This is a genomic window from Paenibacillus lutimineralis (genome assembly GCF_003991425.1).
In the GTDB taxonomy this organism is placed as follows: Bacteria; Bacillota; Bacilli; order Paenibacillales; family Paenibacillaceae; genus Fontibacillus; species Fontibacillus lutimineralis.
Genome location: NZ_CP034346.1, coordinates 1,173,193 through 1,188,404, shown reverse-complemented (window position 1 = coordinate 1,188,404; position 15,212 = coordinate 1,173,193). Strand labels below are relative to the sequence as shown.

The 15,212-nt window shown below is 47.7% G+C and carries 12 protein-coding genes; 4 read left to right on the top strand and 8 right to left on the bottom strand.

Annotated elements, in window-relative coordinates; translation table 11 throughout:
* Positions 1 to 92: 92 nt before the first annotated feature.
* The 3 genes from EI981_RS05070 to EI981_RS05060 form a co-directional block, all read right to left on the bottom strand.
* A complete protein-coding gene (locus EI981_RS05070; RefSeq protein WP_068782627.1) occupies positions 93 to 494 on the bottom strand; it encodes a cytidine deaminase in 402 nt (133 codons plus the stop codon).
* A 70-nt stretch (positions 495 to 564) separates the two neighbouring features.
* Positions 565 to 1,230 carry a deoxyribose-phosphate aldolase gene (deoC, locus tag EI981_RS05065; RefSeq protein ID WP_126996000.1) on the bottom strand — a complete coding sequence of 222 codons (666 nt, stop codon included), beginning with the start codon at positions 1,228 to 1,230 and terminating at the stop codon, positions 565 to 567.
* A gap of 237 nt (positions 1,231 to 1,467) precedes the next feature.
* The gene (locus tag EI981_RS05060; protein ID WP_126995998.1) at positions 1,468 to 2,400 is read right to left on the bottom strand and encodes a DNA-binding transcriptional repressor DeoR; all 933 of its coding nucleotides are present in this window, start codon (positions 2,398 to 2,400) and stop codon (positions 1,468 to 1,470) included.
* A gap of 410 nt (positions 2,401 to 2,810) precedes the next feature.
* Between EI981_RS05060 and EI981_RS05055 the strand changes: the two genes are divergently transcribed.
* The 4 genes from EI981_RS05055 to EI981_RS05040 all read left to right on the top strand — a co-directional run bounded on the left by EI981_RS05055 (position 2,811) and on the right by EI981_RS05040 (position 7,963).
* On the top strand, positions 2,811 to 4,067 hold the full coding sequence (locus EI981_RS05055; RefSeq protein WP_126995996.1) for a chitinase: 1,257 nt from the start codon (positions 2,811 to 2,813) through the stop codon (positions 4,065 to 4,067).
* Positions 4,068 to 4,353: 286 nt separating this feature from the next.
* On the top strand, positions 4,354 to 5,097 hold the full coding sequence (locus tag EI981_RS05050; protein WP_126995994.1) for a hypothetical protein: 744 nt from the start codon (positions 4,354 to 4,356) through the stop codon (positions 5,095 to 5,097).
* A gap of 13 nt (positions 5,098 to 5,110) precedes the next feature.
* Positions 5,111 to 6,799 (top strand): vWA domain-containing protein, encoded by a 1,689-nt coding sequence (locus tag EI981_RS05045; protein WP_126995992.1) that lies wholly within the window; start codon positions 5,111 to 5,113, stop codon positions 6,797 to 6,799.
* A 24-nt stretch (positions 6,800 to 6,823) separates the two neighbouring features.
* Positions 6,824 to 7,963, top strand: a complete 1,140-nt coding sequence (locus tag EI981_RS05040; RefSeq protein WP_126995990.1) for a toxic anion resistance protein — start codon at positions 6,824 to 6,826, stop codon at positions 7,961 to 7,963.
* Between the two features lie 78 nt (positions 7,964 to 8,041).
* Here the strand turns inward: EI981_RS05040 and EI981_RS05035 are convergent, their stop codons facing one another.
* From EI981_RS05035 to EI981_RS05015, 5 genes are all read right to left on the bottom strand, one after another.
* The gene (locus EI981_RS05035; protein WP_126995988.1) at positions 8,042 to 8,956 is read right to left on the bottom strand and encodes a DUF5692 family protein; all 915 of its coding nucleotides are present in this window, start codon (positions 8,954 to 8,956) and stop codon (positions 8,042 to 8,044) included.
* A gap of 251 nt (positions 8,957 to 9,207) precedes the next feature.
* Positions 9,208 to 10,461: an FAD-dependent oxidoreductase gene (locus tag EI981_RS05030; protein WP_162616088.1), complete on the bottom strand. Its 1,254-nt coding sequence runs from the start codon at positions 10,459 to 10,461 to the stop codon at positions 9,208 to 9,210.
* Positions 10,462 to 10,466: 5 nt separating this feature from the next.
* Positions 10,467 to 11,540: a helix-turn-helix domain-containing protein gene (locus EI981_RS05025; protein WP_126995984.1), complete on the bottom strand. Its 1,074-nt coding sequence runs from the start codon at positions 11,538 to 11,540 to the stop codon at positions 10,467 to 10,469.
* Between the two features lie 147 nt (positions 11,541 to 11,687).
* A complete protein-coding gene (bglX, locus tag EI981_RS05020; RefSeq protein WP_237172659.1) occupies positions 11,688 to 13,811 on the bottom strand; it encodes a beta-glucosidase BglX in 2,124 nt (707 codons plus the stop codon).
* Between the two features lie 312 nt (positions 13,812 to 14,123).
* Positions 14,124 to 15,134, bottom strand: coding sequence for a LacI family DNA-binding transcriptional regulator (locus EI981_RS05015; protein WP_126995980.1), 1,011 nt, complete (start codon positions 15,132 to 15,134; stop codon positions 14,124 to 14,126).
* Positions 15,135 to 15,212 lie beyond the last annotated feature (78 nt).

The window sequence follows — 15,212 nt, the reverse complement described above, 5'->3', positions numbered from 1 at the left end:
TTCAACCTTCTCGGTGCTGAAAACCGGCCTTTTTGAACATACACTATTAGTATTTATCTGTTACCGCTTACAAAATGCATATAGGAGAAGAATTAATCATTCTCCTTATCCATATCCGCAGCCGAGAAAGCTCCAGGCAGCAAGCGGGACATCGACCATTCCTCCGTATGACCCTTAAGATTTGTCAAATATATCTTGGTATCGCTATCACAAAACTCAGCAAGTACTTGACGGCAGGCTCCACATGGAGATACTGGACCTTCCGTATCCGCAACAACCGCGACAGCCTCAATCTTCTTCTTGCCTTCCGATACGGCCTTGAATATGGCAGTCCGTTCAGCACAGTTGGTCAGACCATAGGATGCATTCTCGATATTACAGCCACGATAGATAACGCCATCTGCTAATACCGCTGCCCCAACTTGAAAATGAGAGTACGGCGTATATGCCGTCTTACGCGCTTCCAATGCCTCTTGAATCAATTTATCTTTCATGGGCCAATCCTCCTCATTGAGGGGTGCTTCATCGGAATACCTCTGGCATCCGATGAAGCACGTCGCTATTTTAATAAGAAGATGATGAAGTTAATCCATTCATGATACTTACGCCAGAGCTGGCACCAATACGAGATGCGCCCGCTTCGATCATCTTGTTCACGTCTTCGAGGCTACGAACACCACCAGATGCTTTCACTCCGACTTCTGGACCTACTGTTCTCCGCATCAATGCAACATCCTCAGGTGTCGCTCCGCCTGTAGAGAAACCAGTCGAAGTCTTCACGAAATCAGCGCCTGCCTTTACCGACAGTTCGCAAGCCCGTACCTTCTCTTCGTCCGTCAACAGGCAAGTTTCAATGATGACTTTCACTAGCGCTTTACCCGAAGCCGCTTTCACAACCGCCTCAATATCTTGCTGTACAAAATCGTCATTTCCAGCCTTCAGTTGGCCGACGTTGATCACCATATCCACTTCGTTTGCTCCATGCTCGATCGCATTCTTCGTCTCGAACACTTTCACTTCGGAGGTTGTAGCTCCAAGCGGGAAACCGATAACTGTACATACCTTCACTTCTGTGCCGGCAAGATGCTCAGCAGAATAAGATACCCATGTCGGATTCACACATACAGAAGCAAACTGATATTGCTTCGCCTCATCCACCAATTTAGAAATTTCTGCTTGTGTCGCATCTGCACGCAATAGCGTATGGTCAATCATACGTGCTATGTTCATGCTGTAACATCCTTTCTATTCTTAATTCATGTATTCACTACTGAATTGCCTTATTAACTACATGGGTATCATAACACGCAGTTTGAACAGATGTAAATAAGCTATTGAAATTATGTTCATCTCAATATTGTGAACACGGTCCTTCCCCAGTATTTTGTACAAAATCCATACAAAAAATCCCCGTTAGACTAGGTTGGAGCAAATGCTCCATCTCCTAGAGTAACGAGGATGGTCCTTCTATAACAAGGCTTGGGCAGTAAATTGATCCGTCACCAGAATATTGGCGTATTTGCCAATAAGCGCGCCGCGGATCGCGTCAATCTTACGCTGTCCCCCGGCGACGAGGATCGATTTCTCTTTATTTTGCAGGTCCGACAAATCAATGCCTACTGTTCTATTATTAATCTCTTCGCTGCACAGATTGCCTTCGGCATCAAAGAAGCGCGAGCAAATATCGCCAATTCCTTTCGTCTGCAATAGCTGCTTCTCTTCCTCACTGAAATACCCCAGCTGGAACAAGAGCGCATCATCATTCACGGTCCCGACTGTAAATACGGCAATATTCGCCTGCTTGCCAAGCTCGATAATGCGGTGAATATGGCGATCCTTCTCCACCATCTCCTTCAACGCCACACTATCGAAGATAACCGGGAGCGGCAAATACCGCGCAATCGTATGGTAAGCTGCAGCGAACAGATTCATTGTCTCCGCTGCATACGTATTGACGTGGGAATGACTGATGCCTCCCTTAAGCTGGACAACCTCGACGCCACGAACCTGCTTCTGCTGGAGTTGAAGCGCGACAACATGCATCGTTCTGCCCCAGGAAACCCCGATAATATCCGTATCTTGAACCGTCTCGTGCAAATAATCGGCTGCAGCCTTGCTGATATATTTCTGAATCTCCTTATACTCATTAACTGGCGAATAGCACACTAGCACCGTTTCCAGGTTATACTTCTGCTTAAGACGAGAGCCAAGCTCATTCAAATCCTCCAACGGGTCAGAGATATCGATCCGTACAAAGCCCTGCTCCTTCGCATATTGCAGCAGCCGGGATACCGTCGGACGGGAGACCCCCAGCTTAGCGGCTATATCGATCTGGCTATAATCCGATAAATAGTATAATCTTGCTGCCTCAATACTCAATCTTTGTTTATCTTGATCCATGTGAATGACCTACTTTTATTAGAAATAATTTCTGTATTATCTGTATATGTTGCATACTGCTCTCCCATACATTCTAACAATTAATTATGAAATAGGGTACCTAACACGAGGATTAGAAGATATTCTCCCTATCGGAATAGGATTTTATCCCACGTTCAATTAGCCTATAAATGCCGTCATTAGGGTAATATCGAAGTCTTAGGCCTCCAGAATGATCAAGCATTACTTCGACATGAAGGGCGATTCTATTCTACAACAACTCCCCTGCTGATAGTCATTCTTCTCGCCTGATCGTATATGCCGAACGATACACTCGCTAGCCTCCATGGGCAGGTTCGCCTATATACAAAAAAAATCCGCATTGCTACCATGTAAGCGTTATCCAAAAAAAGTGAAAAAGGAGAATGCGCATGTCTGTTCGGAAGTATCCTTTGATTCACACTGCATTGCGTACTGCAATGACTCTAGCTCTATGTATTTCACTACTGGCTGTCCCTCTCTCGGTGCACGCCTCAGAACAGACCAACAAGACGGCAGCAGGCAGCCAGACGGCCTCCTCACCCGTCATTCACCCGGTGCAATATGAGGGAAGCTCCCTTGCGGTCGGCGAGAATCGTCTGTTAAGCCGCAAAGATATCGCCCAGGAATGGGATGACCTTGATCCAGATTATTTACCAGACAAAGCGATTGAAGCTGTTAAAACCCTCCTCACTAAGCAAGATTTCGAAGATCTGTTCCCCTATCGCCTTGGCTCCAAGGAATGGTTCAAAGTAGCCGAAGGCAAAGAATACTTCAAAGCCGATCAGAGCGACTATTTCTCCTATGATAATCTATTAAATGCCGTTGCGGAAGTATCAAATATCAAGATAAAAATCAGCACCCGTGTAGGTACCCCTGCTCAAGAAATTTACAGACTGGATAAAGAGGCCAAGGTCGAGACGCTTGTACTGCGCTCGGACGACTTCAATTCACCTGCGAATAAGATCAAGCCCATTGATACGGTCATCGTCGACTGCGGGACCTTCCTGAAGGAAGGGTTCAAGAAAGACCGCAAGCGTGAACTGGCTGCATTCCTGGCAAATTTATCACATGAGACTGGCGGTGGATGGGCGACCGCACCTGGCGGTCCGCTCAAATGGGGACTGTTCTGGAATGAGAATATCGCTGGAAGAACCGGTGCCAATATGGATGCCTTCGTTGATCCGGCTAGTGCCAAGCTGTTCCCGGGAACACCAGGCAAACGTTATTACGGCCGTGGCCCGATTATGCTAAGCTGGAACTTCAACTATGGACTGTTCAGCTCAATTATTTACGGAGAGAAGAGCGTCCTGCTTGATAATCCAGAGATTGTTGCCGCTGACGGTAAAATCGGCTACATGACTGCGATCCTGTTCTGGATGACACCTCAAGCGCCGAAGCCGTCCGCGCATGACGTCATGGTCGGCAGATGGAAGCCGAATGCGCAGGAGAAGCAGCTCGGCCTGGACAGTCCAGGATTCGGCATTACGATCATGGTGCTGAACGGGCTGGAGACCAATCTCGGGGAGACCGAGGGAAGCCCTGTGCAGCGCCGTGCTGGTCACTATCGTGACATTATGAAGCGAATGGGCATCGATATTTCCGGCGAGAAGGTCGATACGCTCAATATGAAACCTTTTGAGAGTTGATTCATATGTATATTTAAGGAGAAGCAAGCGATTCTACGGGATTCATTCCCACGGAATCGCTTTTCTTTATGAGCTGCCATACAATCATTAGTTCAATTTAAATAGTTCAAATTTCTGAAACAATGATTCCTTAATCACGTAATAACTAACACAGGCCCCTGGATGCACCTCGATTACAAATATTTAGGAGCCATTGGAGTTAATATCTGCTAAAATTAAAAAAAGCTCTGCGGCATAGCCCTTTATGGGCGCAATAATCTATGTATTAGTAAAGGAGGTGTGGCATTTGAACAACTCGAAGCTCCCCAAATTGTTAGGGCTTATCGTCGGAATCGTGCTCCTGAATGTCATCATCTTGTCACCGGGACTCATCGGGCTGCGCATAGGCGGAGACAGCGTTCTCCAGACTGCCCTTGGCGTAACACTACTGGTCATTAGTTTTCTTGTCCTGCTCAATGGGAGCTATAGCCTGCTCTTTAAACCTCCTGCCCCGACACCCGTTAAAGACATAATTATACATGAGGATTACATAGAGGCTCTGAATCATTACAGAGGCATAACTCCACTTAAGAGCGATATTGTCCTGTCCCTAGATCAGCTTGAGCGCATCGATAAGAAGAAAGGAACCTTGACGGAGGTTCTTGGACAGCGATTTGATTCGGCCGAGCTAAGTTATAAGAAATTTAATTCCGTGATCAACGAGGTCGAAAAGCTATTTTATCTTAATGTAAGAGGTCTCCTTAATAAGCTGAGCGTATTCGATGCTTCGGAATTCTCCACCCTGGCCAATCAGCAAGCCTCCGGACGCTTCTCCAACAAGCTGATTCAGGAGAAGAAGCTCCTATACGATGAATATATAGCATCGATCAGAGGCTACATTGGTGCGAACGAAGAAATTCTGCTGAAGCTTGATAAACTCCTGCTGGAGATCACGCAGCTAGGCAGCACGGATTATAAGGATGTCGAGGAAATGCCTTGTATGAAGGAGATCGACGCACTGATTAATCAGACTAAATTTTATAAGCAATGAAAGGGAGATGAGAATGGCGAGAAGAGGAAAATCATTTATAGTACTTGCGATTATAGCAGTGGTCGTATTTGCCCTGGTCTATTTCGGAATCAATTTGACATCCAATATCGGGAAATCCGAGACGCAGATCACTACGGAGGATGCCTCGAAGCGGTTGGAGAAGCTCTATAGCAAAATTCACGTAACGAACGCGGAACCGGTAAAGGGGCAGATTGATCTTGATCCGGTCAATATCGCTGATTCACTGCCCGATATATCCAAGTTCCTGATTACTGTGGACAATACAACAGATAGCTTCGTTGAGATTTTCTCCTCCCCTGAGAAATCAGGGACAGGATCCGACGATTGGCTGAATAAGGTTGCCGAGGAATTTAACAAAGCTCAAATCTCAGTCAACGGTCAGACCGCCTCGGTCAAAATCCGCAATATCGCTTCAGGTACCGCTACTGATTACATTCGATCCGGGAAATACATCCCCGATGCCTTCACCCCTTCCAATGAGCTATGGGGTGAGATGGTTAAGGCACAAGGGATCAAGGCCGAGATGGTAACGGAGAGACTTGTCGGCAATGTCGCCGGAATTGTGACTAGTAAGGCCAAGTACAGTGAGCTTGTAGAGAAATACGGCGCCGTCAATGTGAAGACAATTACGGATGCGATAGCCGATAATGAGCTGTCCATGGGTTATACAGACCCTTTTGCCAGCTCCACCGGACTCAATTTCCTAATCACTGCACTCTCTACCTTTGACAGCTCTAACCTGCTTGGAGACACAGCAGTTCAAGGCTTCGAGAAATTCCAGGCCAACGTGCCATTTATCGCTTCCACGACTCTGCAAATGCGCGATGCGGCTAAGACTGGCGCACTGGATTCATTTGTGCTTGAGTATCAGCTCTATGCGAATGCGGCCGATCTGAAAGGCGGCTATGAATTTACCCCCTTTGGCGTGCGACATGACAGCCCGTTGTACGCACTTGGCGATTTGCCCAAGGAGAAGCTGGACATCATTAAGGAATTCGCCAAATTTGCCAAACAGGATAAGTATCAGAACCTGGGCAAGGACAAAGGCTTCAACATTTTAGAAGATTATCGTTCAGAGCTGAAACCGGTCGACGGCAACACCCTGTCCGCAGCCCAGAAGCTGTGGAAGGAGAAGAAGAACGGCAATAAGCCGATCGCCGCAGTCTTCGTAGCCGATGTATCGGGCAGCATGGACGGAGAACCGCTAAGAAGACTGAAAGAATCGCTGCTGCAAGGTCAGAAATTCCTAGGCAGGGATAACGGCATTGGTCTCGTCTCTTACTCTGACAATGTAACGATCAACCTACCAATTGGTGTCTATGATACGAATCAGCAATCCATGTTCGTTGGTGCGATTAACAGCCTGCAGGCGGGCGGTGGAACAGCTACCTTCGACGCGATTGTGGTCGCGATGAAGATGCTGCAGGATCAAGTAGCCGCTAACCCTGACGTGAAGCCGCTGATCTTCGTGCTTAGTGATGGAGAGACAAATGAAGGCCATTCTCTCAAAGATATCCGTGGACTCATCGAGACCTATAAAATCCCTATATACACCATTGGATATACTGCAAATATCCAGGCACTTCAGACCATTTCCAGCATCAACGAAGCAGCTAGCATCAATGCAGATACAGATGACGTTGTGTATAAAATAGGCAACTTACTAAATGTGCAAATGTAAATTTTGATATAGGGAGAGGTTGAAATGTCATTTTCTATGGAAGTCATCAGCCCGGAGGAATTGAAGAACGCGATCGAAGAACAGGTCAAACCGGAGCCGGAAGAAGTAACAGAGCTTAAAGTGCTGGCATCGAATAATGTGTCGGCGATTCTCGACCTTGATTTGGATTCCTTAGAGAAGCGGAAGGATATTCTACAATCCATCGATACCTTCGGTATGAATACGATGAGAACCTCTTCGGAGAAGAACACGCTGCTGCACGTATCCGTAGGGAACCTGTCCAAGACCGGTGATGAGGGCGGCCAAGTAGCGAAGGGCTTAACCGAGCTGCAGCTGCAGCTCAAAGATTTGGACCCAAGTGCCATCGATTTTGCCAAGAGTGGTATTCTCGGCATGTTCTTTAACCCGCTGCGAGCCTATTTCGCTAAATATCAAAGAGCTGACTCCGTCATCTCCGATATTATTGTCTCCTTGGAAAAGGGCAAGACCATTCTAAAGAACGACAATACGACGCTTGAATTTGAACAACAGGCATTAAGAGAACTGACCAAGAAGCTGCAAAAAGAAATTCAGCTCGGATCATACATGGATCAGGAGATCGAAACCCAGCTCGAAGCGGCGAAAGCACGCATGGAATCGGAAGAGAAAATTCGCTTCATTACCGAGGAAGTCTTGTTCCCGCTCCGTCAGCGCTTAATGGATCTGCAGCAGATGCTGGTCGTCAATCAGCAAGGGATTATGGCGATCGAGGTCGTCATCAGGAATAACAAGGAATTGATCCGCGGCGTAGACAGAGCGCGTAATGTGACGGTATCGGCCCTGAAAATATCCGTTACAGTTGCAAGCGCCCTCTATAACCAGCGGATCGTATTGAAGAAGATCGAATTGCTCAATGAGACGACTAATAATTTGATTAGCGGTACATCCAGAATGCTGAAGGATCAAGGAGCAGCCATCCAGAAGCAGGCGCTGGAATCGACGATTTCCGTGGATACGCTTAAGCAAGCCTTCACAGATGTGATCGAAGCCTTCGATTCCATCAGTACCTACAAGCAGGAGGCGCTTCCTAAAATGCGAGATACTATTATCCAATTCAGAGAGTTGGCAGAGACCGGCGAGCAGCAGATCCAGCGCCTCGAGAAAGGTAAAGCACTGGGACTATAGGAAGCAGGGTCAAAACGTCAATGATAGAAAGAAGCTGCACCTATATGGTGCAGCTTCTTCTTTTTAATCATCGGATCATTAGTTCTGCTCAGCGACAGCCTTATATGCCTTCAAGTCGCTATACACTTCCACTTTGAGTGGGTTACGCTTATGCTTCGTAATTTTATAGATATGATAGATAAATACGGCAATATTAGCTGCCAAGGACAAAGCGCTAACTACCCATAATGCTGTCTCGCTATGCGAAGATTGTACCGCGAACTTGGATTCACCTACGAAGGCCGGGAAGGACATCGTGAACATCATCCAAATCGCCAGTGTCTGCGCACGATGCTGCAGCCAGGCTCCCTTCTTAAAGAAGAATGCCGGAATCGTACAAGAGATGAGCAGGGCAGCTCCAGCATAGAAAGAATGGTCGGACACGCAATTGTAGACATAAGCGAAATTCCAGATATCATAAGCGATAATCCAGAACCAGAGCTGATCCGGCCAGACCATGTCACGGGAGCGGCTTTTGCTGACCACAATTCCCATCCATCCGGAAATCGTAATAATGTTCAGCAAGCCGGCGATGCCATTCATGATATTCCAAGGACCACCGATCATCATAACGCCGTCTACCATTCCGTTCAGGCTATATACCTGAAAATCCCGAATGACGGCTTCAAGAATGTTAATCGCTAGAATAATCGCCGGGAACATCAGCATGAATTTATTCTTGTCCATCCCCTTAATGAACCTTAGAGCCATGAAACCTAGACAACCAGCAAGCGCAGAATAGACCTTAACCCAGTGGAACCAGGTACCTACGCTTGAACCTTCCCCCGCCGTGTTTGGCCATACCGCAATCGTCAGCACGATTGGCAGTACCAGGAAGAGAGCCAAAGACACCCATTTACTCATTCGCGCCATTTCATTCACCAGCATTAAGCCGGCAAGTACAACAAACCACATCACGATAGAATACCAAGGCATTGCCTCGAATAGGAACATTGTATTAGCCTCCTCTTTCATCGATGTAATCGCTTCTTGCTTTGAATATATCGATTCATGACAAAGCTATCAAATCCCGAGAAGGCCCGTCCTTATAGGCTTCGTAGACATTACTTTTGAGATAGGTTTACACTATACTTATCTTTGCTTTTCCATTCTAAAATCCATATATAGCGCGGAAAATTCATCATTTAACTGTAAACACGACTTGAAAGTAAAATATTCGCATAATTCGACAATTAACGACTAGTTCAAAAATAACGGTTCACTAGTGCTTTAGCATAACAGATACAATTCTCAATCGTTGGAAAGTTCATAATTTCACCTGCAAAATAAATGCCGTACTTCCCTTGCAGACTCTCAAGCCGTTCATAGAATCCACTCACAAATGCTTCTGTATCCACATGCGGGAAGTGATTCCACCGTTTCATCATATAGAGCCGGATATTCTCACCGCCAAGCGCGGCCAGTGTGAATTCAATATTCTCACGCATTTCCGCGTCGCTCATATGATCGTTCTCAGCTACATAAACCGTGATCAGATCGTTCTCCGCCAGGTCCGCCCATCTGTAATACCACGCCATCATTTGCCCTCTTGAAGCGATCCCCATATTGCCTGGGATGTATCCGGAAAGCTTGGGCATATTGTCGACCCTGTAGGCGTAGACGCGAAACTTCTCATCCATGATACTCTTGAACAGCTCCCCTTCCTCCTGGGTAAGCTCGGTTTTATGTGCAAAGTCCTGCAGCGACGCGGTATAGATCACTTTATCAAAAGATAGCGGCCCTTGATTCGTCTCCACTCTGACCCTGCCCGTATCTTCCTTGCAGATTCGCTGTACTTCACAAGTCAATCTCAGATCAGAGACCTGGTCTGCCATTCTTTGCGCCAGCTTGGTAACACCGTTCGGCCAAGAGATCATATGCGTAATCTCAATAAATGACACCAGATTATCGTAATTGAGCAGCTTCATGACATATACAGCTGGTACATCATCCATGTTACCGAAGCCAAAGGCGCAGAAATAATGCATAAATACTTGCCTCAGCACATTCAGACCATTCTCGTCACACCAGGCGGAGAATGGCTTGCACAGTTCCGGCGGCACCTGCCCGAATCCGGGCTCCCGGACTGCTTCATAGCGACTCATCAGCGATGGCAGGCGCTTAAACTCGCGAGCGAAATCAGGCATCTGCTCTAGCGGAATCTGCGAGATTCTGCCCCCATGTGGATGGAAGAAGTCTCTGTCCAACAGAGGCCCCTTCTCCAGCAGATCAAATCTCTCCATATACTCCATCGTCATCCTGTACGATGGTAGGCCAATCAATGCACCCATCTCATAGGTGCGCCCTTTATATTCAATCGAACAGCATTTGCCTCCAACCCGGTCAGCCTGTTCCATAACTGTGACGGAACGATATCCCCTTAATTCTAGCTCATGGGCTAGCGATAAACCGGAGATGCCCGCCCCAACAATTCCGATATGCTCTTCTCTTCTGGCCATTGAGCTCATCTCCTCGTATATAGCCATAATGGTAGTGGCTCCTGTATTCCCCTGGAATCGAGCACGATATCCGAAGGAATTTTCCCACAGTTGCCCCCCTCTTCCAGAGGGCGCACGTAATTATAGTGCTTCATATACTGATCAAGACGCTGTTCGAGCAATTCGAAGGAAGATGTGCTTCCTTCATGCCAGATAGGCTGGTAGAATTGGTTCATCAATACGCCCGTGAACTCATGCAAGGGCTGGAATACTTCGGGATGATCGGCGCTGTATGTTATGAAATTAATGTCTTGCTTATGTAAATAATCCGTATACTTATGAGTCCCCCGCTCCCAGGCGGTTGAAAATTCCTGGCTCTTATTCGTTACCAGATGGTCTATCTTCAGATGAAAGGTCCGAAGCAGCGGCATGATCTTGAAGCGCATGAAATCAATCAGGTGAATCGACGACTTCTGATTGTACAACTTAACGAGACCCAGTCTGGAATAAGAATCAAGAATAATATATTGATATACTCTCCCTATGTCTGGGAACTTGCCCAAGTACTGAATGGTCTGCAAGCAGATATATCCGGGATAAGCGTGATTAGGATCCTCCATCCGGTAATCCAGCCGGGGATGCTTAACTCCCTTGGTTTGGATCGACTGAGGCTGCAGGTTGTCCGTGCTTTGCGCAGAATTAGATCGGCGGCCACGACTTCCCTTTCGGCTTCTTATCTCTTCAGCAAACTTCTCTCTATCCTTCCTGCGGCTCAGACCATGTCTGCGCAGCACATTATATATTCCCGATTCCCCCGTGCGAATGCCTTCATCCTGCAGTTCATAATAAATGCGTCTTGGCCCATCCTCCGGGCAGCGCACCACATATTGTAGAATCATCCGCTCCGTTCTACGGTCAACCTGGTTTGGCATCACTGGATGACGTTGCTTCTCGCTCAGACCGGCCATTCCCTGCTGGATATAAGCATTGTACCAGCGGTAATATAACGTCCGGGAAATACCAAATTCCTTGCAAGTTTCCGCCACATTACCGCTGCGCATTCCCTGCATAATTATCCGGTACTTCTGCTGCTCATTCATCCCTTCCCTCCTTTCCGTTCCAATCCGTTCCTCTTCCCTGATTATATGAAATAAAGGGCTCACCTACCATGAAATGATTTACAGCCGCTCCATGCAAAAAGCTGCACAGAGCGGCTGTAATATCAAATCCATCAATGCCTTTTCTTACTATTTATTGAGACGAAATCCAGCCTGCAAAGTATCACGGCTGTTCGGCCCGACGAATACTTCGAATTTTCCGGCCTCACTGGTGAAGGACAGATCGCTATGATAATAGCGAAGCTGCTTCTCGCCAAGCTCGAACACAACCCGTGCCGCCTCTCCTGGAGCTAGCTCAACCTTACGGAAATCCTTGAGCTCTCTCATTGGCCGAACCACTTCACCGGAGATATCGCGGACATAGAGCTGAACCGTCTCAATCCCTTTAACTTTACCGGTATTACGGACTTGTACGGATACTTTAATAGTTTCCTCCGGCGTCATCACCTCAGAAGACAATTCAAGCGAGCTGTATTCAAATGTCGTATAGCTTAATCCGTAGCCAAAAGGCAGCAATGGCGCATTAGGGATATCTAAATATTTGGAGACATACTGCTCATCCGTATCCTCCGCTGGCTTAGGACGACCGGTATTATAGTGATTATAGTAAACCGGAATTTGTCCAACCGCGTAAGGAAATGACATCGTCAGCTTCCCGGAAGGATTGACCACCCCATATAATAGATCGGCCACCGCTGCGCCCCCTTCACTTCCTGGGAACCAGGCTTCGAGCACAGCATCCGCTTGATCGATGACCCCATGCAAATCAAGCGGACGGCCGTTGAACAGCACGACAGCAATCGGCTTACCGAGACGCTTCATCGCTTGTATTAGCTCAAGTTGGGCCTCAGGAAGCTGAATATTGCTGCGACTGCTCGCTTCACCACTCATTTCAGAGGCTTCGCCCAGGGCGAGAACGATCACATCAGCCTCTTGCGCTGCGGCCTCAGCTTGCTGTAGCTGCTGCTTACTGACGGATATGATATCGCTGCCCTCCGCGAGGGTAATCAGATCCGAACTTGCTAGCTTCTGCATGGCAGCACCCAGTTGTACCGCCGTCTCCCGCGAACCCGCCCAGGACCAGGAGCCCAGGATGTCACCGCTCTGTACGAATGGCCCGATAACAGCGACCTTCTGCTCACGGCGAAGCGGCAGCACCCCTTCATTCTTAAGCAGAACACAAGACTTCGCAGCCAGTTCCTGCGCAATCCGGCGGTGCTCATCGCAATATACGACTTCCCGCGCCGCCTCGGGATCAGCGCCGCGAAGTGGGTTGTCAAACAGCCCAAGCTTCTCCTTTAGCTCCAGAATGCGGGTAACTGCTTCATCAACTAATGCTTCATCAACCCGTCCCTCTGCCACCAACTGCGGAATATGATGTACATAGGTCGGCGTCATCATTTCAATATCGACTCCTGCGATAATCGCCTTCAGTGCCGCTTCGCGCTCATCCTCTGCTACGCCGTGGGGAATCATCTCTCCGATCGCCCCCCAGTCCGATATAAGCACACCATTGAAGCCCCACTCGCCGCGCAGCAGATCGCGCATTAATTTGCGGTTGCCGCTAGCTGGAATGCTATCGATCGTGTTGAACGACGTCATTACCATCTCACAGCCTTCCTCTAGCGCTGCCTTATAGGCTGGCAAATAATACTCACGCAGACTACGTTCAGATAAATCAACAGTATTATAATCCCGGCCGCCCTCGGCCAGCCCATAAGCGGCGAAATGCTTCACACAAGCAGCGACGCGATCAGTATCATGGGTCAAATTCTCCCCTTGGAATCCACGAACCATCGCCCTTGCAAAGAGAGCATTCAAATAAGGGTCTTCCCCCGTCGATTCCATCACCCGACCCCATCGTGGATCACGGACAAGATCCGCCATCGGGGCAAACGTCACATGCACGCCTGACACCGCTGCCTCCTTGGCCGCTACCTCAGCGCTTCTCTCCGCCATCTCCAAATCCCAGGAGCTGCCCATCGCTAGTGGAATCGGGAAGATCGTCTTGAATCCATGGATAATATCCGCCATAAACAGGAGCGGAATCCCGAGTCTGTTCTTGGCTAAATAAGCTTGCTGGATCTGAATAATCTTCTCAGGCTCAGAGATCCCCAGCACCGATCCGGCATAATTGACCTCCATCTCGCCAATGCCGAGCGATTCCATTGGCCCGGTAATCTGTCCATCGCCGTCTTCATAGAAAGTAGCAGCGAGTTGCAATAGCTGAGCCGCCTTCTCCTCCAGCGTCATCTCCTTCACTAATTGACTAATACGTTGACTTGTCACGGATGAATTCCTCCACTCATTACGAATCGTTTTGATTTATTAATATCTTTATAAATTCATATTCTATATTAATAAGTTACCACTAAAATCGAAACGTTTCGAGAAGAAATTTGAATTCCCCGTAAATTCTCCTTTTTAGCTTGCTTAGAGCCGAAATGTCGCATGAGCCAGCTACCATTCGAGCGTGCGCCTTCAAATCACGGCTCCCGACTCATCACCTTAGCCTTATCGCCATTCCGGCAACGAAAATCTTAATTCCATTTCGCTAGCCATTAATTACACGGAACTATTGCTCTTCGCTGGTGCAGAGACAGATTGACGCTCGATGATTTGAACATTTAGCTTATAGGACTCATTAACGCTCTCACCGTTCAACATTTGAAACAGTAAATGTCCCGCTAATGAACCGGACTCATACATTGGCTGACGTATTGTTGTAAGCGGCGGCTGAATAAATTCCGTCAATTCGATATCGTCAAATCCGATAATAGATATATCCTCCGGTACCCTTATTCCGCCTTCTTCGAAAGCCTTGAGTCCGCCAATCGCCATCTCATCATTTCCATAGAATATGGCTGTTGGTAGCTCACCCTGCATCAGCATCATCTTCGTTGCCTTATATCCGCCATCCCGAATGAATCCCCCGCTAAGCCGCCACTTAGCCTGCTCTTCAAGCCCGGCCCCCTTCATAGCTCGCAGGAACCCCTGGTACCGAAGTGAATTCGCGAAAGAATTCGACGGGCCGCTTATATAAGCAATCTTGCGGTGCCCCTTATCGATTAAGTAGCGAGTAGCCTCATAGCCTCCTGATTCTCCATCCACAATAATGCTGACCAAACCTTCACCTGAAATAACTCGGTCCATTGCAATAATTGGGAAGTTGGGTCCAGCCGAAGCACTCAATACTTCATCAGTCATGTTATAAGCCAGCACGACGGCTCCATCAACCCTCTTCTCACGTAAAAAACGAACTGCCGTTGAGTCTCTTTCTCCCATTGAGCTGCAAGCGATCAGGTCATAGCCGTTGGATAAGGCTACCTCCTGAACACTACGGATCAGCTCCGAGTAGAAAGGACCCGACAAATCCGCTAGAATCAGAGCAATTGTATTCGTGCGGCTACGCTTTAAATCCATGGCAAAACCATTCTTGTGATAATTCAGCTGCTTTGCCGCTTCAATTACTTTCTCCCGGGTCTTAGCGCTAACTCTATGATCTCCACTTAGCGCATAAGAAGCGGTTGACAATGCAACCCCCGCTAATTTCGCCACATCCTTAATTGTAGCCATTCTATTCAATCCATCCCTTTCATTATTCTGTGTTCATAGAGCTCGATTCTTTATAAACTCCATTATAATTATTTCATC

What these genes read in the sequence shown, in the direction of transcription:
- EI981_RS05070 (WP_068782627.1), bottom strand. Translation starts at nt 494, where the DNA reads ATGAAAGATAAATTGATTCAAGAGGCATTGGAAGCGCGTAAGACGGCA.
- deoC (WP_126996000.1), bottom strand. Translation starts at nt 1,230, where the DNA reads ATGAACATAGCACGTATGATTGACCATACGCTATTGCGTGCAGATGCG.
- EI981_RS05060 (WP_126995998.1), bottom strand. Translation starts at nt 2,400, where the DNA reads ATGGATCAAGATAAACAAAGATTGAGTATTGAGGCAGCAAGATTATAC.
- EI981_RS05055 (WP_126995996.1), top strand. Translation starts at nt 2,811, where the DNA reads ATGTCTGTTCGGAAGTATCCTTTGATTCACACTGCATTGCGTACTGCA.
- EI981_RS05045 (WP_126995992.1), top strand. Translation starts at nt 5,111, where the DNA reads ATGGCGAGAAGAGGAAAATCATTTATAGTACTTGCGATTATAGCAGTG.
- EI981_RS05040 (WP_126995990.1), top strand. Translation starts at nt 6,824, where the DNA reads ATGTCATTTTCTATGGAAGTCATCAGCCCGGAGGAATTGAAGAACGCG.
- EI981_RS05035 (WP_126995988.1), bottom strand. Translation starts at nt 8,956, where the DNA reads ATGTTCCTATTCGAGGCAATGCCTTGGTATTCTATCGTGATGTGGTTT.
- EI981_RS05030 (WP_162616088.1), bottom strand. Translation starts at nt 10,461, where the DNA reads ATGGCCAGAAGAGAAGAGCATATCGGAATTGTTGGGGCGGGCATCTCC.
- EI981_RS05025 (WP_126995984.1), bottom strand. Translation starts at nt 11,540, where the DNA reads ATGAATGAGCAGCAGAAGTACCGGATAATTATGCAGGGAATGCGCAGC.
- bglX (WP_237172659.1), bottom strand. Translation starts at nt 13,811, where the DNA reads ATGACGCTGGAGGAGAAGGCGGCTCAGCTATTGCAACTCGCTGCTACT.
- EI981_RS05015 (WP_126995980.1), bottom strand. Translation starts at nt 15,134, where the DNA reads ATGGCTACAATTAAGGATGTGGCGAAATTAGCGGGGGTTGCATTGTCA.